Raw genomic sequence first — 18,537 nt, 5'->3', positions numbered from 1 at the left:
GTCTACGACGACGGAGGGCGGATCATGAACATCGGCATCATCGGCCGGGCACGGGTAGGTAAGGACACGGCTGGCGCCTGGCTCGTGCGGGAACGCGGCTATCAGCGGGTGGCCTTCGCCGACGCGCTGAAGGACGCGGCGCTGCAGGTCAACCCGATCGTCACGTCGGACGAGCGGGAAGACGAGTACGACCCCGCCAACCATGGCGTTGACGAGGTCCGCCTCTCCAAGCACGTGGAAGAGGAGGGGTGGGAGGGCGCGAAGGCGCGGCCCGAGGTCCGCCGCTTCCTCCAGGAACTGGGCGCCGCGATGCGACAGGTCGACCCGCGTATCTGGATCCACGCAGCGCTGACGGAGGTCGACGCTGCGAACACGCTCGGCCGCCCTGTGGTGATCACCGACGTCCGGTACCCCAACGAGGTCGAGGCGTTGCGCGCCCAAGGCTTCCACCTCCTCCACATCGATCGGCCCGGGATCCCGCACCTCACCCACGAGTCGGAGGGTGCTCTCGGGCCGGAAGACGCGGACTACACGATCATGAACGTCGGGTCCGTCGCCGATCTGGAGTCCGCCGTCCAGCTCTTTCACAAGCGCGTCCACGACGCGGAATCCGCCCGGCACTACGGCCGGGCCCACCAGTAAGGGAGACCATGCGCAAGACATTCGCGTGGATCAAGTCCACCGCCCAGCTCGTCGCCCTGAACGCTGTCGCCTGGCTGCGGACGGTGCTCGTCACCGAGCCGGCCCGAGTGCGGGCGGCAGTGATGTCCGGCGTCGTCGCCCTGGCCGTTTTCGTGCCAGCGTTCGCCAACGAGAACATCGCCGGCCAGGTAACTGGTGTCGTGCTCTTCGTCCTCCAGCTCGTCCTTGGCGAGCAGACACGGGCCCGGGTCACGCCAGTCGGTAAGGAGTAAAAATCGGAAATGCCCCCGTCTCCCTTGTGGAGGCGGGGGCATTTTTGTTTTCCCTTAAGGCGAATTTAGGTCAACGCTCCGCCAGTGAGTTGTTCCGTACGGTACAACGGCGGTACGGTCACGGCATGACACCGCCACGTACTGTCCCGACTACCGCGCTGACGGCGCTGCTGGGAGAGGAATGGGACGCGCTACGAACTGCACACCCAACCCTGCCGCCGGCCCGCTTCGCCTTCAGTAGCGCGCCGCCGACGCCAGACCACAGCCATGCCCGGTGGGAAGGCATGGACACAATCCCGGTCGAGATTGGCAGGGAGACTCTTGCAGAGGGAGCAGTCGCGACGATCACCGTCGTCCGCCATGAGGCCGCCCACGCTCTGAACCGGGCCGCTGGTGTCGATGACTGCTCGCGAAAAGGCGTCTACCACAACAAGGCATTCCGTGCGGCCGGCGACCTCGTCGGCCTGGAGTGGACGAAAGACGGCTACGACGTCCGCAGCGGGTTCGGCGACATGACGCTGACCCGAGAGGCCGCGGACGCCGTCGACGTGAAGGCTCTGCAACAAGCGATTGACGCCGTCCTGCCTGCCCTGGCCCCGCCCGCGTCACGGCGCGCCCGGAGTGCAGAGCGCGTGCTCGCTGAATGCAGCTGCGAACCGGCGAGGAAGCTGCGCATTGCAGGGAGTGTGCTTGCGCTCGGTCCCGTTGTCTGCGGCGTCTGTCACCGGCCGTTCACAGCTACTACAACGATGTAGCAGCCTCGCTGCCGTTACTTAGCATGCCCTTGGTAGGCTGCCATCCTCATAGAGTCAGGAGGCCCCATGACGGAGGCCAACCTCCCTGCGCGCCGCTCCGCTCCGCTGCCGACGAGACGCGCCAGCATCCCGGATCCGATCGTCTATGAGGACGTCCGGGACCTGAGTCACTCGGAGCTGCACGCCCGCGGTGTGCAGCTTGTTCGGGCTTACCAGCAGGTCGAAAAGGCACAGGTCGTCGTCCTGAAGTCCCTCGCGGCGGTGCTGGTTGCGCTTCGGCTGCAAATGGACGACCCCAAGGGCGATTCCCACGCCTACAAGCAACAAGCAGCTGAGATCTACCGGGACGCGGGGGTCCCCAAGGACACGAAATCGACCGTTCAGGGCAACGTCCGCTGGCATATCGGCAACCTGCTGCGCGACCTGCTCCCGCCCGACGAGGTGCGTGCGCTGGGCCTGAAGGAAGAGGGCCCTCGCGAGCGCCGGTCGTTGGCTCGGTCACGAACGTCAGCTCTCGTGGCAGCGCAGAGGGCGGGGGAGACCCTGGCTGCGCTCACGCCTCCCGTCGTGGAGGTCACTCCGAAGAAGCGGGCGCGGAAGGCAACGGCAGTCGAGCCGCCGGCCGTACCCTCCGTGCCGGTTGGCCGTGCTGTTTCGGATCACCTCCGCCTGGCGGAGTCCGTCGGGCAGATCCTCGGCCGCATGCAAGAGCCAGTTATCACAGGCGACATGACACCCGGGCAGCGTGGCGTGCTCGCCGAGCGGCTGCGGGAGGCGGTAGCCCGCGCAGAGGAGCTGATCAAGCTCGCGGAGGACGCTCCGGCCGCCTGACGTCGTCGGTGCCTCGTCCTCCGAGGGTCCAAAGTGCCGTACTAACTCCTTATTTCAAGTCTCTCTAACACGTGTTAAGAGAGAATGGAAAAGGGCAGTATTTTCGACACTTTGGACCCTGGCCAACATCCTGGGCCGACGAGGCAAACGGATCCGCGACGCCGCCCAGTAACTCCCCTGCACCCGAGAGAGAGGGCAGGGGATGACGGTACAGACGATCAAGCGCGCCGGCGCGCGCTTCTACGTGGACCCGGCGGACGGGGAGAAGAAGGTCCCCGGCGTGACGTCGGTCTTGGGCATGCTCCCCAAGGGCTTCCTGACGTTCTGGGCCTCTAAGCTCGTGGCGGAGACCGCTGTTGACGATCTGGGCTCCGTCGTCAGCATCGCCATGCGGGACCGAGACGCGGCTGTCGACTACCTGAAGCGGGCGCCCACCCGAACCACGGCGAAGGCGGCCGACACAGGCAGCGCGGCGCACGACCTCTTCGAGCGTTTGGCCCGCGGGGAGCGGGTCGGGCGCGTACACCCGGACATGGCGCAGTACGCGCGCCACTTCGACGCGTTCCTTCAGGAGCAACAGCCGGAGTTCCTCCAGCTCGAAGAGACGATCTGGAGCGACCAGCACGGTTACGCCGGCAGCTTCGACGCAATAGCTCGGATCGACGGCGAGACGGTCATTCTGGACTGGAAGACGACGCGCTCCGGTGTGCACGAAGATGTGGCGCTCCAGCTGAAGGCCTACGCCCGGGCGGACCGCATGATCCTCGCGGCCTCCGGCGAGTCCATCCCGGTGCCGGCAGTGGACGCGGCGGCAGTGCTCCATGTCCGGCCGGAGGGCGCCAAGTTGGTGCCGGTGGACTGCTCGGACGACCTGTTCGACGTCTTCACCGCACTCCTCGCAGTCTTCCAGTGGGACACCGCCCGAAAGAAGTCCGTGATCGGCCGGCCGGTCTGGCACACGGGCGCGGAGGAGACCGGCACGGAGAGGCGGGCGGCGTGATGCTGGAGGAGGGCAAGCAAGTGATCACGTTCGCACCGGAGTTCACGGCCTGGCCGAAGACGGCCCGGCTGTTCCGCGACATCACGATCACGGAGAAGCTGGACGGCACGAACGCCGGCATCCACGTCTCCGACGACGGCCAGGTGGTCGCGCAGTCGCGCAAGCGACTCCTGACCCCGGAGTCCGACAACTACGGCTTCGCCCGGTGGGTGGCCGACAACGTCGACGAGCTGGCGTACATCCTCGGCCCTGGCCTGCACTTCGGTGAGTGGTGGGGGCAGGGGATTCAGCGCCGCTATGGGCTGACGGACCGGCGCTTCTCGCTGTTCAACGTCGACCGGTGGTGCCAGGTCGGCCCGGAGGGCGAGTCGATGCGTTCCCGCGCGGAACAGTCTTCGCTGTGCGGCGTGGTCGACGAGGTTCCGGTGCTCTACCGGGGCCCGTTCCGCGAGGAGATGATCGTCTTCGCGATGGCAGAGCTGCGGCGTGCTGGCTCGTTCGCCGTCCCTGGCTTCATGGACCCCGAAGGCATCTGCGTGTACCACTCGCAGAGCAGGAACGTCTACAAGGTCACCCTGGACAACAACGACGCGGGAAAGTGGGAGGCAGCGTGAGTAACTCGCAGAACGAAGACGCGCAGGCGGAGGCGTTCGCCAAGGGCTGTGGTGCGGTGGTCGTCGCCCTTGCCTTCATCCCGCTCCGTGCCTGGCTGTTCATGCTCGGCGTCGGTGCGCTCCACGACGTCGTGCCGGCCGTGCCGACGCTCGGGTTCGGTTCGGCGCTGCTCGTGCTGCTCGGCGTGGCCTCTCTCCGAGGCGTGAAGGTGAGCACCAAGTAGACGACACCTGATCCCGCAACTCCCCTAAGCCCCCGGCTGCTTCGGCGCCGGGGGCTTTCGGCGTAGGAGCACAGGGAGGAGAGGCAGATGCGCGCACTACGACGTCAGCGACCCCCGACGGACGCCGCCTTCGTGGCTTGGCTCGTCGGCACCGACGTGGAAGAGGTCCGGGCCTACGCCGAAGTCGGCGACTGGCCGTCCATGTGGGTGCCCCGTGCGCAGGCAATGCTGCGCCGGCTCGGCGTGAGCTGTCAGGACGAAGCGCGGCGGATATGGGAGAGGGGTGTCCGGTGAAACGTTCCGTCGAAGCCGTCCGCGCCGAGATTCACGGCGACTTGGACCGTTGGTACGGCGAGGAGTACGACCGTCTGAAGGAGATGCTGGACGATCTCCTCCACACCCACGCGCACGAATTGGCGGAGAAGATCCGCGCCAACTGCAACGGCCAGGGTGACGACCTCCCGGACGCGGAGGACGCCGCTGACCTGATCGACCCGGAGCAGGAGAGCAGCACCCATGAGTGACCCCCGACTCGACGTCGCCTGTTCGCTGCCGTCCTACGGCGTGACGGCCGACATCGCAGAGGCCATGCTCCAGATCCGCGACCGGCTCGCCCCCGTCTTCGACGCCGCCGACGGCATGCGCCGGGACCTGGAGAAACGCGGTTGGTCGCCAGCGGCGGCGGAGCACCTGGCCGCGTTGCTCGTGCACCGCGTGTTGGCGGGAGGGCAGGGCTGATGGCGACGATCAAGCCGCCGGAGACGGTCATCGTGGAACTGACAACCGCGGAGCTGGCGCTCGTCCGCCGGGCACTTCGGCTCGTCCGGGACTTCGGCGATGTGGCCGACTGGGACGCCGCCGCGCAGCTGCTCGCGGACCTGGAGGACTGCAACGCCTGAACGGCCAGCAGCGGCGCCGACGAATAGCCGACGCCGCTGCTGGAATTCCTAGCTGGTCTTTACTTGCGTCGCTTCCACCACTCCCGCCACCAAGTGAGGCGGTGCGCGGACTGCTTGGGCAGTACAGCGCCGGCCACGATGCGGATGGCCACTGCGAGCGCGATGACGACGACCACCACACCGGCGAGCCAAGGCGGCGTGCTGGCAGGCAGGTTGATCTGAGGCATGAAGGATTCCCCGGGAAGGGGGCACCTAGGCTAGGCGGCCAGGCTCCAAGCCGGTTGGCGCCCCTGCTGACTGATGGCCGGCAGGGAGCGCGATCCCGGTCCTCGGGGTACGACGGGCGCCGCTAGTCGCTCTGAGCCACAGGCGCAGACCCAAGTACGAGGTGCCTCGACGAGCGGCGATTCGGGTGGCGTTGGTAGGGATTCCCAAAGCACGAACAACAAGAGTTCAAGGGCCAGACGTTCGGTCTGGGCCTGGAGCCAGTTGTGGTGAAGGGTAAGGACGAACCCAAGGCTCTCGACCTCTTTGAGGGGTTCCCAGGGTTCTGGCTGGTCGGGTCGGCTTTCGGGAGTGTCTGCATTGGCAAGCGCGAGTTCAAGAGCGACGCTGATGCCCCGCTGGACGATCCGCAGTCCACGGCCACGGGCGTAAAAGGCGCCAGCTGGCGACATGAGGCCTGGCAGCTGAAGCGGCGACGAAGAGGCTTCCGTAGTTAGGTCGCTGCCGTCGGCTGCGGCGGCCACGATCGCGTATAGGTCCCAGCTCCTGTGGGCCGTCGCGTCCTCGTGCAGCCATCCCGCCAGGTTGTTGGACTCTGAGATCAGCTGGGCGAGTTCGGAGCGGAAGCGGTCGATGCCACGGCCGCCCGCCTCGTGGTACCTGGCAGCGACCGCCCAGATGACCCGGCCGAGATCAGGCTCTTGAGGTGCCTCCGGGACGTTTGAAGAGATCGCCGAATTGTTCGACATGAAGTGCTGGTTCATCTGGCGAACCACCATCGTTTCGTACGTCATGTCGAATGTCACGGTCTCATCCTACCTCGACCATCACACGGATTATCTGATGTTCCGTCAGACGCGGAGCAGCCTCGCTTGACCGTGGGTCGACCCACGGTCAGGGCAAACGGATCCCATCCGCCGCCCAGTAACTACTTCGCCGGGGGAGAGCCCGGAGCGAACCTGTAGCCGACGAGAGGCAGCAACACATGGCAGGACTGCGAATCTTCGAGACCGACCCCGAGGCTAAGCCTCGCCCGCGTGCGTCCTTCGCTGACGACATCGTCGGCCGCTTCCGCGCCGGCCGCATGACTGGCCGGCAGCCGGAGAGCCTGAGCGAGTGGCGCATCACGATCGGTGATCCGTCCGTCGCCTCCCGCGTCGCCGAGATGCTCGGCGGCGAGCCGGCCGAGTGGGAGACGGAGGCCGAGGACAACATCGAGGTTCTGACCTCCGCCCCGAGCGTCGACATCGTCATCGACGGCGCCTCGTCGGTGCAGTCGGACATGCGCCTGTACGGCCAGTTCGGCGGCGAGCCGATCCACTGGTGCGACGGCGTCGAGTACCTGGACGACGAGCGCAAGGGGCAGCGCTGCGACTGCCCGGAGCTGCTCACTGACCGCAAGGCACTCGCGAAGAGTGGCCGGGGCCCGAAGCCGAACATCAGCCTCGTCTTCAAGCTGGAGGAAGCGCCGGAGCTGGGCTACTTCCGCTTTCGCACCGGCAGTTGGGACCTGGCCAAGGTGCTGCACGAGGTGCTGGAGGCCTTGGACGAGGTGGGCGGTCCGGCGCGAGCGCGGCTGTCGATCGAGGAAGTCAACTTCACGATCAAGAACGGCCCGAGGAAGGGGACGAACGTCTCCTACAACAAGCCAGTGATCCGGATCCTCGGTGCCGTCTCGGCCGCCGCGTCGGCGGACCTGGCGAAGGCCGCCTGACACACAGCTGTGCCCGGTCCTGCGGAGTAGAGGCCCGCAGGGCCGGGCGCTTCCATCGTAGCGAAGAAGCAGAGGAGGAGAGACATGGCTCGTAAGCTCACTGACTTCACCGGCCAGGACATCACCGAAGGCTCGATCGGGGTCTACCCGTCTCGCCAGGGCAACACCGTCCGCAGCTCCGAAGCAGTCGTGAAGCAGATCCGGAGCGTCCGCGACAGCCGGGGACGCAGCCACCCGGAGCTGCTCGTCCAGCCCACCGGTCGCGACTCCGGGCACATCCAGCGCAAGACCTTGTCGGCCGTCTCGGTCGCCGCCGAGCACTTCGCCGTGACGGGGCACGTGGACGACGCGCGCTGATCGACCCCCGCCCCAGCCCCCGCGCAACGACGACGCGGGGGCTTCTTCATGCCTGAAAGAGGAGAGATGACGCAGGAGTTCAAGGCTGGTGACAGGGTGCGGTTCGGGCCGCACGGGGGTGTAACGGGAGTGCTGCGCTACGAGGCGTTCTCGGACCTCGAAGGCGGTACCGCGTGGCTGGTGGAGCGGACCACTGGCTACCGCGCCGGCCGGCTATGGCCGGTGGCGGAGCACAGCCTGACCCTCCTTCCCGACTTCGAGCACGGCGCGGCCGTCGTGGTCGACGGTGAGCGCTGCAAGGTGGTCGCCGGTCCGTTCCAGGACCGCTACGAGGCCGACCGGCCGTGGTACGTCGTGGAGAACCCGGACGGCAGCCACGAGACATCCACCGCGCGGCACATGAAGCCGGCCCCGGCGGACGAGCCGTTCAAGACCGGTGACAGGGCGCGCATTCTGTGTCCGCGCCCTGACGGTGCGCTGCTGTCCGTCGGGGACGTCGTCACGGTGACTGGTGTTGTCGGCGACGACACCGTGTACGTGCTGAAGGCCGGCGATCCGCGACGGTGGTCGGTCAGCCGTACCGATCTGGAGCGGATCGAGCCGGACGAGGCCCCCAAGACCTACACGTACGCCGGAACCGTGTACGACCTCACGGCCGCCTACCGCGACCGGGACGGCGACGTGTGGTCCTTCACCGGGCACACCGACGCGGCCGGCCGGCCCAAGGCGTCGATGACTGGCCGCGGAACGGGCCGCCCGTTTTCTGAGGTCGTGGACATCTACGGCCCCCTGGCCAAGGTCACCGACTGATGGCCGTCTCCGTCATCAGCCCGGACGCCGCCCCCGCACTGGGAGACGTCCGGGCGCTGGGGGACGGGGACTCGATCATCATCGCGGTCGGCTCCCGGGACCGTCGGGACTGGCCGCGCTACATGGACGCAATCGGTGTCGCCGTCACCCGGGGCGCGCGGCTGATCAACGCAGAGGAGACCGTGTGAACAGCCTGCTCATCTACATCATCGGTGGTCTGTGGGCTGCCGGCTGCGTCGCCCTCGCGGTGCTGCTGGCCATCGGCCTGATCCGGCTCGTCTGCCGGCTCGTGGAGCGCGGGGAGGAGCGCTGATGGGACGCAGGATGCCGGAAGACAGCGACGTCTTCCGAGTCAAGATCGTCAGCCGGGAGTGGCGGCACAACCCGGAGTACCACTACTCCCGGAACCCCGACGTCCCGCGCCGGCTCTACTCCGGGGACACGGTGACGACGTACGCCGGCCCCTACAAGTCCCGTGGTGGAGCCGCCGGGCAGGCAAAGGCGCTTGCCTACCGGTACGACTACGAGACGCGGCAGTCCGTCCTCCGCGAGGACATCCTCTCGGCCACCATCCAGCGCGCCCGGACGACGTGGGAGGACGTGGAGTGAGCGAGTACCTTCGGGACAAAGACGGCGACGTCTGGCGGGTGGACGGAGAGTGGCTGACAAACCACAGGTACGCGGGCGACGTTGTCGGGTACTCCGAGCCCGAGCACCGGGACGAAGTGACGCGGCTGTGGGGCCCCCTCGTCCCCTGCACGGAGAACGGAGGCCCCCTGGCGCCAGAGCCGCAGACTGACGCTGTCCGCGCCCTCGTAGCTGCCGCGTTCCGGGAGTTCGCCGCGGAGATGGATCGGGCATACCGAAGCACGCGGGAGTCGACCGAGGAAGCGGTGTACATCCGGGCCCGGGACGCTGCGAAGGCCGTCGTGGACGGCGTCCTGAGCGGGGCCGTCCAGCCAGCGGAGGTGGACGAGTGAGGGACTCGTTCGGCGTCGAGATCGAGCCGGGGGACTACATCCTGTCCGCCTCCACCACGCACGGTCGCGTGAAAGTCGGCCGGGCGAAGCAGGGCCGAAACGGGCTGGCGATGGACATCGAGCATTCCGCGCAGCACGGCATTCGGGAGGGGACGCACCCGAAGACGGGCCAACTCGGCAACAACGTCGTGGTGTTGCGGAAGGTGGGCGGCACGGCCCCGGGGCACATCGGCTCGGCACCGGACGTGGACGCCGCGATCCGGGAACGTGTCGTAGCGGAACTCCGGGCCAAGGCGGCGCGTGACTGGCCCGGCATCGGAAGCCTCTTGGAGAGCATCGTCCGTGTCGTACGGGGCGGTGTCGATGGCTAACCCGTCGAAGAAGAAGGGGACCGACTGGGAGTCCGCCGTCCGCGCCTACCTCCAGCAGCACCACAACCCCGACGCGCGCCGAAACGTCCAGATGGGCCGGGCCGACATCGGGGACCTGGACGGCTATTACCTCCACGCCGCGGAGTGCAAGGACGAACAGAAGATCACGCTGTCCGACTACATCGCGCAGGCCAACCGGGAGGCGATCAACGCCGGTCAGCCTTACGGCGCCGCCATCGTGAAGCGGCGCCGGGCGAATGTGGCGGCCGGCTACGTCGTGCGGGACCTGGAGACGGACGTCCGGCTCGTCAACCGGCTGCGCGATGCGGAGGAGACCCTCCAGGCCGTCGCGCCGACGGTCTACGCAGACCACGTTCAGCGACATGGAGAGGGGCATTAGCCCCGGAAGTCACACATGGGGCGTCCTCTTCGGAGGGCGCCCCTTCGTTGCATTTCAGAGGAGAGGAGACCTCGTTGCGGCTGTCGGATCTGCTCGGCCGGCTGAACGGCGTGACGGACGACCATGACGGGTACTTGGTGCTGTGCCCCGTCCACGCGGACCGGCGGACGCCGAGCCTGAAACTCACCCTGCGAGAGGACGGGAAGCTACTGCTCGTCTGCCGGGCCGGCTGCCCGAAGGACGCGATCCTGAAGGCGCTCCGTCTGTCTCCGTCGGACCTCTTCGACGTGGAGCCGGGAACGGCGACACGCACCGTCTCCGCCGCGCCGCCGGAATCGATCGGCCCCGGCGAGATAGCCGGGCTCCGCCTCTTCGTTGACGAGACGGCTGCTGCCCTTACCTCGTCGCCGGAGGCCGTCGACTACCTGATGCGCCGCTTCGGCGTCGGCCTGGACCTGGCGGATGAACTGGGCATTGGTTACGCCGCGCCCGGCGACCGGCCGCAGAGGTGGCTGTCCCGGGGGTTCACTCGCTTCCCGCGGATCACGGTCCCGCTGGCGGGCGCTGACGGCGTCGTGCGCGGGCTCCAGGGCCGGGACCTCTCCGGCAACTGCCCGGCCCGGTGGGTGTCGCTGGCCAACGTAGACGGGCGGACGTGGGCGAAGTGGGGGCTACTCTCGGCGGGCGCCGGCTATGACACGGTACTCATCACGGAGGGGTCGGGAGACGGCCTGACGTCAGTCGCGTGCGGCTACGATGCCGTAGTGATCCGGGGCGCCGGTCTCGCGCAGAACCCGGAAGTGGTTCGGGAGTTGGCAGCCGTTCTGCGCGGCCGTGACGTCGTCTACGCAGGCGACGCAGATAGGGCCGGCAGGGGGTTCAACTCCTCCCTGGCGCGCGCCCTGGCGGCCGAAGGCGTGCGCGGTCGACGGCTGGAGGTGCCCAACGAGGGTGACGACCTGACCGACTGGCGAGAGCGCGACCCGGCGACGTTCCCCGCCGCCCTGCACCGTGCCGTACGTCAGGCGGATCCGGTCGGCCTGGACGAGCCGGAGCCTCCGGCGGCGCCCGTCGTGGTGGAGGACGAGGCAGACCTCCCCATCCTCCGCGGCTCGGCCCGGGAAGCCTTTGACTCCACAGACGTTGGCCTGGCCGTCCGCCTCCGCGACTACATGCGGTCGACGGGCGGGGGAGTGCGATACGCCTCCGGGCTCGGCTACCTCGTCTGGGACGGGACCGTGTGGGTCCACGGCCAGGACGCCGTCCGTCGGGCGCTGCATCGTATGGGCGCGGAGATGATCGCGGAGGGCGGCGACGCGGAGCGGAAGTTGGCGCTGAAGGCGCTTACCAACCGGCACATTGACGGGATCCTGAAAGAGTTGCCGAGCGTGCCCGGCGTGCCGGCAGACGCGGCGGACTTCGACGCGGACCCGGAACTCCTGTGCGTGGCCAACGGCACGATCCACCTGCCGACGAAGACGTTGCGACCCCACGATCCGGCAGACATGATCACGAAGCGGCTCACAGTCCGGTACATCCCGGACGCGCTGGCGGAGCGGTGGCTTCAGTTTCTCGGGGAGGTCTTCCCGAACCACCCGGAGCTGCCCGGCTACATGAAGAGGCTTGTCGGGTACGGAATCAGCGGATCGACGGCGGAGCAGTGTTTCGCCTTCCTCCACGGACAGGGCGCGAACGGGAAGAGCGCGTTCCTGGACGCACTGGGCTACGTCTTCACCGGCATCACGAAGGCGACGGAGTTCTCTACCTTTGAGCAGCGCGTCAACGTCGGCCAGGCGTCTCCGGAACTGGCATCACTGCGTGGTGCGAGGCTGGTGACGGCGAGCGAAACCGAGAAGTATTCGCGCCTCGCTGAGGCGCTTGTGAAGCAGCTGACCGGCGGCGACCCGGTCACGTGTCGGTTCCTGAACGCGAACCCGTTCACCTACGTCCCGCGCTTCCTCCTCATGGTCGCCGGCAACTACAAGCCGGCGATCCTCTCGCAGGATCTCGGGGTCTGGCGCAGGGTCAAGCTGATCCCGTTCGAAGCGACGTTCCGCGGCGCGAACGCGGACCTGTCGCTCCCGGCCCGGCTGCGCGACGAGGCGGAGGGCATCCTCGCGTGGGCTGTCGACGGCGCGGCGGAGTGGTACGCGCACGGCTTGGAGGAGCCGTCGACCGTCCAGGCCGCGACGACCGACTACCGGGAGTCGGAGGACCGGCTCGCGGAGTTCATCGCGGCCTGCCTCGTCGTAGAGCCCGGTGCCCGGGTGGCCCCGATGGAGCTCCGCCGCGCCTACGCGGACTGGGCGGAGGACGCCGGCCTGAGCCGGAAGGAAGTGCTGTCCGGCTGGGCGCTCGGGGTGGAGATGGAGAGCCGGGGCTTCCGCAAGCGGAAGTCGTCCGGCAAGTGGGGGTTCGACGGGATCCGGATCGCGACAGATGCCGAGCGGCGCCAGGTTGGGGCAAACGATCTCTCCGCGCCGCCCAGTAACGAAGGCGCAGACATCTTCGGACAGACACGGGAGGCGGTTGCGTGAAGCACTTCCGTCACAGGGTGGCGGGAGACGAGGTAAGCGTCCAGGTACCGGAGGATTCCCGGGACCTGGACGCTTTTCGTCTCTGGGTCCACGACCAGATAGCCCGGGGTGGCACCGTCGCCGTCGACACCGAGACGTCAGGGCTCGACACGTTCTCCCCGACGTACCGCCTGCGCACCGTGCAGTTCGGCAACGCCGTGACAGCGTGGGTGCTGCCGGTGGAGGTCGGCCGGGAGATGCTGGAGGCGGCTCGCTGGGCGCTCCGGGCGCTGCCGTCGATCACAATCCACAACGCCCCGTTCGATCTCCTCGTCATCGACCGTCATGCTGAGATCCCGCTCGAAGAGCTGGGACCTAAGGTGATCGACTCCCGGATCTATGCACACCTCCGGGACCCGCGCCAACCGCAGGAAGGCGGCGTAGGCCTGAGCTTGAAGCCGCTGAGCGCGGCCTTTGTTGACCGAGACGCGCCTGACACGCAGGAAGATCTGACCGCGGAGTTTCACGCGCAAGGGCTGACGAAGGCGACGGGCTGGGCGAGGATCAACCTCTGGACGGACGTCTACCTCCTCTACGCCGGCCTGGACGTCATCCTCGGCAATCGCCTACTCCCGGTGCTGCGCCGGGAGGTCGACAAGCTGGGTATCAGCCGGCGCCTCGCCGACTTCGAGCACCGCGTCATGCTGCTCTGTGCTCGGATGGAGCGTCGCGGCATGCGGGTGGATGTCGACTACGTCCGCCGCCTTGTCGGCCGGCTGGAGGAAGAGGCCGCGCTCCACTCCAGGCGTGCCAGCAAGTACGGCGTGACGTCCGTCAACGCGACGGCGCAGGTATCGGCCGCACTGCTCGGGATGGGTGAGCAGCTGACGGAGCGGACCCCGTCGGGGGCCTGGAAGGTCGATAAGGCCATCTTGCTCGACCTGGCCGACCTCGACGGTCAGTGGCAGCCCCGAGAGACGCGCGTGCCCAACCCCCTGGCGGACGCAGTGATCCGCAGCAAGAGGGCGGGGAAGTGGGGCAGCTCCTACGGCATTGCTCTCCGCGACGGCCTGGACGTCGAAGGCCGGATCCACTGCAAGATCAACAGTCTCCAGGCCAGGACAGCCCGGATGTCCATCTCCAACCCACCACTCCAGCAACTCCCGTCGGGGGACTGGACGATCCGTCGGGCGCTCATGGCCGACCCGGGCCACCGCATCATCTCCGTGGACTACTCCGCGGTGGAGATGCGCGTACTGGCCGCATTGGCGGACGAAGCCACCATGAAGCGCGCTATCGCAGAGGGGCGAGACCTCCACGACTTCACGGCAGAGCTGATCTGGGGCCCCGACTTCACGAAGCACCACCGCAAGATGGGCAAGGGGGTCGGATTCGGCAAGGTCTACGGGGGCGGTGCTCTGACGCTGAGCAGGCAGACCGGCGCCCCGCTGAACGAAGTTCAGTCCGCGATCTCCGCCTACGACCGGGTGTACCCCGGGATCAAGCGGTACTCCCGCCGCCTTCAGCGAGAAGCACGGGCGGACGGGTACGCGGTGTGGACCCCGTCGGGCCGGCGACTTCCCTTGGACCGCGATCGCGTCTACAGCGCCACGAACTACGTGGTGCAGTCGACGGCCCGTGATGTCCTCTGTCAGGCCCTCTTGGACCTCCAGGACGCCGGATGGGCGGACCACCTCCTCCTCCCCGTTCACGACGAAGTCGTCGCGCAGGCGCCGGAGTCGGAGGCCGAAGAGGTGGCACGGGAGATCGGCAAGCGGATGGCCATGGACTTCATGGGCGTCCCACTCGACACCGACCCGGAGGTAGGCGGGCGGTCGTGGGGCTCCCTCTACATGAAGAAAGCCGAGACCATGATCGAGCACGACCCGTGGTATGCGGTCAACCCCGAGGCTGCGCGGGCGGCGGAGCTGGCGCGAGCGTGAGGGTGGTTCGTCTTCGACCATGCACTGACGGTACCGCCAGGCACCGACAAAAGGAACGTGCGTTCGAACGTGTCTCGCGGCGCCGCCCCGTCGTCGTCACGGTGATTCGACGTCCGCGCCCACCTGACCCGTCGGTGTCGGCCGCCCAACTCCTCTCGCTATGGGAGGAGTTGGGCTGGTATGGCTGCTTCTACTGCGACGGCCCCGGGCCGGTGGAGGTGGATCACGTCGTCCCGGTCTCCCGGGGCGGACTTGACGGCCTGGCGAACCTCGCGCCGGCCTGTGCGAGATGCAACGGTCTGAAATCCGACCGACCGGCCGTCTTTTTCACGCCTTGGGCACACGGATGACACCCGGAGTCTCCGATAACCCAGGGTGCCCCTCCTGACCTGCAACGTTTCGAGGGCGACACGCCGGAGCTTGGTCGTCCGATTGGCATATTTGGTAACGATCAGATAACGACATGAGCTCGCCAAACGCCCTGGTCATGTGCCGTACGGCACAAGTGAGGGTCGTTGTTGGTCGGCTCTTTACTCGACATACGGCGCGAATCAGACACTTCAATCTCGAACTAGTTCGTTGTCCGAAAGGCACTCATGACCTACAGTCCCTGTCACGTCACTCCAGCTCAGAGGATGGAGGCACTGGCGGCCACGCTGACGCGCGACCTGGCCGAAAGCCTCACCCTCGTGGAACTGTGCGACGCCGTAGCTGACATGAGGGGTCGGCGACCGCCCGCGGACCCCGATGGAACCGGCCGATGCGCGAGCGCCGGCCCCGGACGCCCCACCGAAGACACGGCCCTTGACGAAGCTCGTCAGTCGGTTACCGACGAACTTCGCACGGCCGTGCTGCACATGATCACAGCCGCCGCGTACGTCAAGGGCGTGCGCGCGGCGCTGGACCGGGCCCTCTCTGCGTGGGAGGGGGAGCCGTATACCGAGGGGGCAGCGAGTGCAGACGGTCACGACGCGGGAGATCCTGGCAACCCGACGTGCCTACCTGACGGGCCCCAGGACGAGCCCTGCACAGTGGCGTGAACTGGTGCGAGCGGCGGCTCTGTTGACGGTGCCTGTCACCGATTCACAGTCCGAGTGGCTGTGGGACGCGGAGGCGCTGCTCGTCCTGCCCGGAGCTGACGACTGCTCGCATGCTCGCTGTGACGTAACGCTCGCGAAGTGCAGTGCCATCACGGTGCACTACCTGGCGGCGTCGGCCGAGATGCGGCGCTCCGCGTAGTTCATGTGGCGCAGGTCACATCATGAAGCGCAAACGCGTTCCCCTCCCCACCCAGTAACTGCCGTACCAACGACGAGGGGGCAGACGTGATCAGCACCGACACCATTCAGTCCGCGCAGGCCGGCGACTCTGACGCCATGTGGGAGATCCTCACCGAAGTGGAGCCGATGATGCGCCACGTCATCTACACCGTGACCGGTGGTCAGGCCTCCACGGACGACGCGGACGACCTGCTTCAGGAGGGGCGGGCTGTGGTGATTGCGCGTGTCCACTCGTATGACACCGCCGGCCCGGCCTGCCTCCAGACCCGCGTGTACCGGGAGGTTCAGGGCGTGATCGCCCGTGCGTGGGTCTCGGCGCGATCGGCGGTCACCCCGGACCCTGACGTGGTCCTGCGCGTCCGGCGAGCCCTTGGAGAGGCCGAAGGCGACGTAGAGGCGGCCGCCGGGCGGCTGGACACTCTGCCCGCCGGTCGTCGCGTCAGTCGCACGCGGTTCATGGCGGCGCTGGAAGCTCTCATGGAGCCGTCGGATCTGGGAGAGCGGATCGGCAACGGGGAGTCCACGCTCACGCTGGCCGACGTCCTCCCCGACACCCGTGACGACGACATCGCGGAGCGGGCCGCCCGCCGGGACCTGGCGGACCGGGCGCTCGCCTCCGTGACGCCGCGTCGGTCACTCGTGCTCCGGGCCACCTACGGCGTCGGCATGCCGCCCATGGAGGACGCCGAGATAGGCGGTCACCTGGGCCACGTGACCCCGACCCGTGTCCGCCGGATCCGGTGGGATGGGCTGAAGCAGGCGCGTGCTGCCCTGACCGAAGCTGCATGAGTCACTCCCGATACGTCAACTAAGGAGAACCCGATGCGACTGCCCAGTCTGGACGCCTACGACATGGCCGGCGTCCGCGACACCGAGGCTGCCACCTGGCCCGACGAGGAGCGGGAGGCGTACGACGAGTGGGCCGACGCAGACCGCCGGACCACCGTGGAGCAGCTGCTGAAGTAGCACCGTGGGTCGACCCACGGTGCTCGCAGACTCACGAACGAAGGAGAAAACTTGACCGACATCGACCGACTGACTCAGGTGGAAGCCCCGGCGGCAGCCTGACTTTGCCAGGGGTGCGGCGCTGCCTCACGGCCCAGGCGTCTCGCCCTTGGCGCCGTCCTTGAGGGAAGACCGCAAAGCGATCAGCTCGGCCGCCTTGGAGACGACCACGTCGGCCTTAAACACCAGCAGCAATGGAAGCAGTAGCGCAGGCAGCGACAGCGCAGCGGCTGCTGGGGCCGGGAGACTCAGGGTCTGCACACCGTACTCGGCAAGCATCACAAGGATGAGCGCGACGGCGTATCGGAGTCGCTCGCGGTCGCGCACCGGCTCCTCCGTGAGCTCATCCTCGGGGAGGAGGTCGCGGTACTTTCCAGCAGCGTAGTTCTCGCCGATCCGGACCAGCAGTCGGGCCAGGGCGACTCGCGCGGTGTCAGGGTCGACGTCAAGGTCAGCCTCGGCCTCCCGGAGAGTACCCGCCACGCGCTCGGCGTGCTCCTTGATGGCCCGGCGCCGGCTACGGGGTACTCCCTGGTGAACCCGGTGCGAGCGGATCAGGACGGAACTGAGGCGGGTCGTTGGGCTGTCCGGCTGCTCGGGCGTTTTCGAACATGTCTTGATGGCGGTCACGAACTCGTTGACGACCGAGAGTTTGCTCAGAACCGGAAATGGTGAGTCGGGGCGCAACCGGACACCGAACATCCCGACACGCCAGACCTGGAGGACGAGCGAGACCGCCATGTGCAGCAGAACCAAGGACATCACCACGACAGCCACCCAGACCTTAATATGATCTTGCGCCGGGTGTGCAGATCCGACCTTTTGGGCGAACCATTCGCCAGCCTCCCAAATGCCCGTGAAGAACGAACCGATCGGGTCAGCCATCGAGTCAGGCGACGGAGACTCGGGGTGACGTGGGGCGTTGAGTAGGCGCAGTAGAAAGAAGCCACCCCCGAGCAGCGTGACGGTGGCAATCATTTCGAAGACCAGTTGCTCGCGCTCGTAGGCGGCCAGGAGCGCTGTCATGCGCGGTGCCGATGCTGGAGTGGACCCTACAGCCGTCAGAGCGGCATGGAACTCCTGCCGGTTCTTCTCCACCCGCCGCCGTACGGCGCGTTCGAAAATGACGCGGACCCATCCCGGTACGTACATGCCTCCCCCTCCGTTGGCCGTGGAAAGAGGCTATCGGCGTGGTCCGACACGCACCGAAGAACTTCGAAGTCTCTCCCGACGAGCATTCAGCCGTCTGTTCCTGACATTTCCTCAGGTGTGCCGCCCGCGCAGGCTCGGGGCGGCTGTGAATGCCCAGGGCCCGCTGTATGGCTCGGCACCTCGCACCTTCGGCGCGTCACCGCAGGCGATCGCGCGGTTGGCCGGATGGCTGCTGGACGAAAACGCTTGACCCAACCCCCAAGGGGCCCCCGCGAGTAGAGGACGCGGGGGCCCCTCGTCGTATCTGGAGGACTCCATGCCCCACCGCATCACCCGCGCCCCCGGCGCCGTCGTCCTGGCCGGCCCGGAGCGCGACGAGCTGACCCCCGCACAGGCCCGGTCACTCGCGCGCCGGTTGGTCGATGCCGTGCGGGACGTCGAACGGCAGCTGCCGACGGAGGGCGACGGGTGGGGGCAGCCGGAGTTGAGCTAGATACTTGTGCCGTACGGCACAACTGTGCCAGCATGGAGTCACGCAAGGAACTCA

The 18,537-nt window shown here is 67.6% G+C and carries 29 protein-coding genes; 26 read left to right on the top strand and 3 right to left on the bottom strand.

The genetic code is table 11. From position 1 onward, the window contains the following. Positions 1 to 24: 24 nt before the first annotated feature. From ACZ58X_RS29530 to ACZ58X_RS29485, 10 genes are all read left to right on the top strand, one after another. Entirely contained in the window at positions 25 to 642 is a 618-nt protein-coding gene (locus ACZ58X_RS29530; protein WP_470336638.1) for a deoxynucleotide monophosphate kinase family protein, read from the top strand. Positions 643 to 650: 8 nt separating this feature from the next. Then, complete coding sequence (locus ACZ58X_RS29525) at positions 651 to 914, top strand: hypothetical protein (RefSeq protein WP_470336637.1); 264 nt, start codon at positions 651 to 653, stop codon at positions 912 to 914. 284 nt (positions 915 to 1,198) lie between these two features. After that, on the top strand, positions 1,199 to 1,669 hold the full coding sequence (locus ACZ58X_RS29520; protein WP_470336636.1) for a hypothetical protein: 471 nt from the start codon (positions 1,199 to 1,201) through the stop codon (positions 1,667 to 1,669). Positions 1,670 to 1,735: 66 nt separating this feature from the next. Further along, positions 1,736 to 2,500 carry a hypothetical protein gene (locus tag ACZ58X_RS29515; protein ID WP_470336635.1) on the top strand — a complete coding sequence of 255 codons (765 nt, stop codon included), beginning with the start codon at positions 1,736 to 1,738 and terminating at the stop codon, positions 2,498 to 2,500. A 202-nt stretch (positions 2,501 to 2,702) separates the two neighbouring features. Then, positions 2,703 to 3,500 (top strand): hypothetical protein, encoded by a 798-nt coding sequence (locus tag ACZ58X_RS29510; RefSeq protein ID WP_470336634.1) that lies wholly within the window; start codon positions 2,703 to 2,705, stop codon positions 3,498 to 3,500. After that, positions 3,500 to 4,114 carry an RNA ligase family protein gene (locus tag ACZ58X_RS29505; RefSeq protein WP_470336690.1) on the top strand — a complete coding sequence of 205 codons (615 nt, stop codon included), beginning with the start codon at positions 3,500 to 3,502 and terminating at the stop codon, positions 4,112 to 4,114. Before ACZ58X_RS29510 ends, ACZ58X_RS29505 begins: the two co-directional genes overlap by 1 nt. Beyond that, the gene (locus ACZ58X_RS29500) at positions 4,111 to 4,338 is read left to right on the top strand and encodes a hypothetical protein (protein ID WP_470336633.1); all 228 of its coding nucleotides are present in this window, start codon (positions 4,111 to 4,113) and stop codon (positions 4,336 to 4,338) included. The genes ACZ58X_RS29505 and ACZ58X_RS29500 overlap by 4 nt, the downstream gene beginning before the upstream one ends. A 290-nt stretch (positions 4,339 to 4,628) precedes the next feature. Next, entirely contained in the window at positions 4,629 to 4,862 is a 234-nt protein-coding gene (locus ACZ58X_RS29495) for a hypothetical protein (RefSeq protein WP_470336632.1), read from the top strand. Then, positions 4,855 to 5,076 (top strand): hypothetical protein, encoded by a 222-nt coding sequence (locus tag ACZ58X_RS29490; RefSeq protein ID WP_470336631.1) that lies wholly within the window; start codon positions 4,855 to 4,857, stop codon positions 5,074 to 5,076. Before ACZ58X_RS29495 ends, ACZ58X_RS29490 begins: the two co-directional genes overlap by 8 nt. Next, positions 5,076 to 5,237, top strand: coding sequence for a hypothetical protein (locus ACZ58X_RS29485; RefSeq protein ID WP_470336630.1), 162 nt, complete (start codon positions 5,076 to 5,078; stop codon positions 5,235 to 5,237). Before ACZ58X_RS29490 ends, ACZ58X_RS29485 begins: the two co-directional genes overlap by 1 nt. A gap of 59 nt (positions 5,238 to 5,296) precedes the next feature. On the opposite strand, the gene ACZ58X_RS29480 is transcribed toward ACZ58X_RS29485, so the two are convergent. Both ACZ58X_RS29480 and ACZ58X_RS29475 read right to left on the bottom strand, forming a co-directional pair. Further along, entirely contained in the window at positions 5,297 to 5,464 is a 168-nt protein-coding gene (locus ACZ58X_RS29480; RefSeq protein ID WP_470336629.1) for a hypothetical protein, read from the bottom strand. Positions 5,465 to 5,494: 30 nt separating this feature from the next. Then, positions 5,495 to 6,268, bottom strand: coding sequence for a hypothetical protein (locus ACZ58X_RS29475; protein ID WP_470336628.1), 774 nt, complete (start codon positions 6,266 to 6,268; stop codon positions 5,495 to 5,497). Between the two features lie 179 nt (positions 6,269 to 6,447). Between ACZ58X_RS29475 and ACZ58X_RS29470 the strand changes: the two genes are divergently transcribed. The 15 genes from ACZ58X_RS29470 to ACZ58X_RS29400 all read left to right on the top strand — a co-directional run bounded on the left by ACZ58X_RS29470 (position 6,448) and on the right by ACZ58X_RS29400 (position 16,799). Next, positions 6,448 to 7,176, top strand: a complete 729-nt coding sequence (locus ACZ58X_RS29470) for a recombination directionality factor (RefSeq protein WP_470336627.1) — start codon at positions 6,448 to 6,450, stop codon at positions 7,174 to 7,176. Between the two features lie 84 nt (positions 7,177 to 7,260). Then, positions 7,261 to 7,533, top strand: a complete 273-nt coding sequence (locus ACZ58X_RS29465; RefSeq protein ID WP_470336626.1) for a hypothetical protein — start codon at positions 7,261 to 7,263, stop codon at positions 7,531 to 7,533. A 66-nt stretch (positions 7,534 to 7,599) separates the two neighbouring features. After that, positions 7,600 to 8,343 carry a phiSA1p31-related protein gene (locus ACZ58X_RS29460; RefSeq protein ID WP_470336625.1) on the top strand — a complete coding sequence of 248 codons (744 nt, stop codon included), beginning with the start codon at positions 7,600 to 7,602 and terminating at the stop codon, positions 8,341 to 8,343. Beyond that, complete coding sequence (locus ACZ58X_RS29455; protein ID WP_470336624.1) at positions 8,343 to 8,531, top strand: hypothetical protein; 189 nt, start codon at positions 8,343 to 8,345, stop codon at positions 8,529 to 8,531. Before ACZ58X_RS29460 ends, ACZ58X_RS29455 begins: the two co-directional genes overlap by 1 nt. Then, the gene (locus ACZ58X_RS29450; protein WP_470336623.1) at positions 8,528 to 8,656 is read left to right on the top strand and encodes a hypothetical protein; all 129 of its coding nucleotides are present in this window, start codon (positions 8,528 to 8,530) and stop codon (positions 8,654 to 8,656) included. The genes ACZ58X_RS29455 and ACZ58X_RS29450 overlap by 4 nt, the downstream gene beginning before the upstream one ends. Further along, positions 8,656 to 8,952, top strand: coding sequence for a hypothetical protein (locus ACZ58X_RS29445; RefSeq protein WP_470336622.1), 297 nt, complete (start codon positions 8,656 to 8,658; stop codon positions 8,950 to 8,952). Before ACZ58X_RS29450 ends, ACZ58X_RS29445 begins: the two co-directional genes overlap by 1 nt. Further along, on the top strand, positions 8,949 to 9,323 hold the full coding sequence (locus ACZ58X_RS29440) for a hypothetical protein (protein ID WP_470336621.1): 375 nt from the start codon (positions 8,949 to 8,951) through the stop codon (positions 9,321 to 9,323). The genes ACZ58X_RS29445 and ACZ58X_RS29440 overlap by 4 nt, the downstream gene beginning before the upstream one ends. Then, positions 9,320 to 9,694 (top strand): hypothetical protein, encoded by a 375-nt coding sequence (locus ACZ58X_RS29435; RefSeq protein ID WP_470336620.1) that lies wholly within the window; start codon positions 9,320 to 9,322, stop codon positions 9,692 to 9,694. The genes ACZ58X_RS29440 and ACZ58X_RS29435 overlap by 4 nt, the downstream gene beginning before the upstream one ends. Continuing rightward, the gene (locus tag ACZ58X_RS29430; RefSeq protein ID WP_470336619.1) at positions 9,687 to 10,094 is read left to right on the top strand and encodes a hypothetical protein; all 408 of its coding nucleotides are present in this window, start codon (positions 9,687 to 9,689) and stop codon (positions 10,092 to 10,094) included. Before ACZ58X_RS29435 ends, ACZ58X_RS29430 begins: the two co-directional genes overlap by 8 nt. A gap of 74 nt (positions 10,095 to 10,168) precedes the next feature. Next, positions 10,169 to 12,631 (top strand): phage/plasmid primase, P4 family, encoded by a 2,463-nt coding sequence (locus ACZ58X_RS29425; RefSeq protein WP_470336618.1) that lies wholly within the window; start codon positions 10,169 to 10,171, stop codon positions 12,629 to 12,631. Continuing rightward, entirely contained in the window at positions 12,628 to 14,553 is a 1,926-nt protein-coding gene (locus ACZ58X_RS29420; protein ID WP_470336617.1) for a DNA polymerase, read from the top strand. Before ACZ58X_RS29425 ends, ACZ58X_RS29420 begins: the two co-directional genes overlap by 4 nt. After that, a complete protein-coding gene (locus ACZ58X_RS29415; RefSeq protein ID WP_470336616.1) occupies positions 14,448 to 14,903 on the top strand; it encodes an HNH endonuclease in 456 nt (151 codons plus the stop codon). Before ACZ58X_RS29420 ends, ACZ58X_RS29415 begins: the two co-directional genes overlap by 106 nt. A gap of 246 nt (positions 14,904 to 15,149) precedes the next feature. Then, a complete protein-coding gene (locus ACZ58X_RS29410) occupies positions 15,150 to 15,593 on the top strand; it encodes a DUF7169 domain-containing protein (RefSeq protein ID WP_470336615.1) in 444 nt (147 codons plus the stop codon). Positions 15,594 to 15,878: 285 nt separating this feature from the next. Further along, positions 15,879 to 16,622, top strand: a complete 744-nt coding sequence (locus ACZ58X_RS29405; protein WP_470336614.1) for a sigma-70 family RNA polymerase sigma factor — start codon at positions 15,879 to 15,881, stop codon at positions 16,620 to 16,622. A 33-nt stretch (positions 16,623 to 16,655) separates the two neighbouring features. Next, the gene (locus tag ACZ58X_RS29400) at positions 16,656 to 16,799 is read left to right on the top strand and encodes a hypothetical protein (protein ID WP_470336613.1); all 144 of its coding nucleotides are present in this window, start codon (positions 16,656 to 16,658) and stop codon (positions 16,797 to 16,799) included. 126 nt (positions 16,800 to 16,925) lie between these two features. Here the strand turns inward: ACZ58X_RS29400 and ACZ58X_RS29395 are convergent, their stop codons facing one another. After that, positions 16,926 to 17,990, bottom strand: coding sequence for a hypothetical protein (locus ACZ58X_RS29395; RefSeq protein WP_470336612.1), 1,065 nt, complete (start codon positions 17,988 to 17,990; stop codon positions 16,926 to 16,928). A 316-nt stretch (positions 17,991 to 18,306) separates the two neighbouring features. Between ACZ58X_RS29395 and ACZ58X_RS29390 the strand changes: the two genes are divergently transcribed. Beyond that, a complete protein-coding gene (locus tag ACZ58X_RS29390) occupies positions 18,307 to 18,483 on the top strand; it encodes a hypothetical protein (RefSeq protein WP_470336611.1) in 177 nt (58 codons plus the stop codon). Positions 18,484 to 18,537: the final 54 nt, after the last annotated feature.

It is taken from the genome of Kitasatospora sp. NPDC040550, from assembly GCF_055594965.1.
Note: the sequence above shows the minus strand (reverse complement) of the source record. Positions and strands in the feature narration are given on the sequence as shown.

Bases quoted from the DNA above. Each gene is read 5' to 3' on its own strand.
- ACZ58X_RS29530 (WP_470336638.1), top strand. From the start codon at position 25: ATGAACATCGGCATCATCGGCCGGGCACGGGTAGGTAAGGACACGGCT.
- ACZ58X_RS29525 (WP_470336637.1), top strand. From the start codon at position 651: ATGCGCAAGACATTCGCGTGGATCAAGTCCACCGCCCAGCTCGTCGCC.
- ACZ58X_RS29520 (WP_470336636.1), top strand. From the start codon at position 1,199: ATGGACACAATCCCGGTCGAGATTGGCAGGGAGACTCTTGCAGAGGGA.
- ACZ58X_RS29515 (WP_470336635.1), top strand. From the start codon at position 1,736: ATGACGGAGGCCAACCTCCCTGCGCGCCGCTCCGCTCCGCTGCCGACG.
- ACZ58X_RS29510 (WP_470336634.1), top strand. From the start codon at position 2,703: ATGACGGTACAGACGATCAAGCGCGCCGGCGCGCGCTTCTACGTGGAC.
- ACZ58X_RS29505 (WP_470336690.1), top strand. From the start codon at position 3,500: ATGCTGGAGGAGGGCAAGCAAGTGATCACGTTCGCACCGGAGTTCACG.
- ACZ58X_RS29490 (WP_470336631.1), top strand. From the start codon at position 4,855: ATGAGTGACCCCCGACTCGACGTCGCCTGTTCGCTGCCGTCCTACGGC.
- ACZ58X_RS29485 (WP_470336630.1), top strand. From the start codon at position 5,076: ATGGCGACGATCAAGCCGCCGGAGACGGTCATCGTGGAACTGACAACC.
- ACZ58X_RS29480 (WP_470336629.1), bottom strand. From the start codon at position 5,464: ATGCCTCAGATCAACCTGCCTGCCAGCACGCCGCCTTGGCTCGCCGGT.
- ACZ58X_RS29470 (WP_470336627.1), top strand. From the start codon at position 6,448: ATGGCAGGACTGCGAATCTTCGAGACCGACCCCGAGGCTAAGCCTCGC.
- ACZ58X_RS29465 (WP_470336626.1), top strand. From the start codon at position 7,261: ATGGCTCGTAAGCTCACTGACTTCACCGGCCAGGACATCACCGAAGGC.
- ACZ58X_RS29460 (WP_470336625.1), top strand. From the start codon at position 7,600: ATGACGCAGGAGTTCAAGGCTGGTGACAGGGTGCGGTTCGGGCCGCAC.
- ACZ58X_RS29455 (WP_470336624.1), top strand. From the start codon at position 8,343: ATGGCCGTCTCCGTCATCAGCCCGGACGCCGCCCCCGCACTGGGAGAC.
- ACZ58X_RS29445 (WP_470336622.1), top strand. From the start codon at position 8,656: ATGGGACGCAGGATGCCGGAAGACAGCGACGTCTTCCGAGTCAAGATC.
- ACZ58X_RS29430 (WP_470336619.1), top strand. From the start codon at position 9,687: ATGGCTAACCCGTCGAAGAAGAAGGGGACCGACTGGGAGTCCGCCGTC.
- ACZ58X_RS29410 (WP_470336615.1), top strand. From the start codon at position 15,150: ATGACCTACAGTCCCTGTCACGTCACTCCAGCTCAGAGGATGGAGGCA.
- ACZ58X_RS29400 (WP_470336613.1), top strand. From the start codon at position 16,656: ATGCGACTGCCCAGTCTGGACGCCTACGACATGGCCGGCGTCCGCGAC.
- ACZ58X_RS29395 (WP_470336612.1), bottom strand. From the start codon at position 17,990: ATGTACGTACCGGGATGGGTCCGCGTCATTTTCGAACGCGCCGTACGG.
- ACZ58X_RS29390 (WP_470336611.1), top strand. From the start codon at position 18,307: ATGCCCCACCGCATCACCCGCGCCCCCGGCGCCGTCGTCCTGGCCGGC.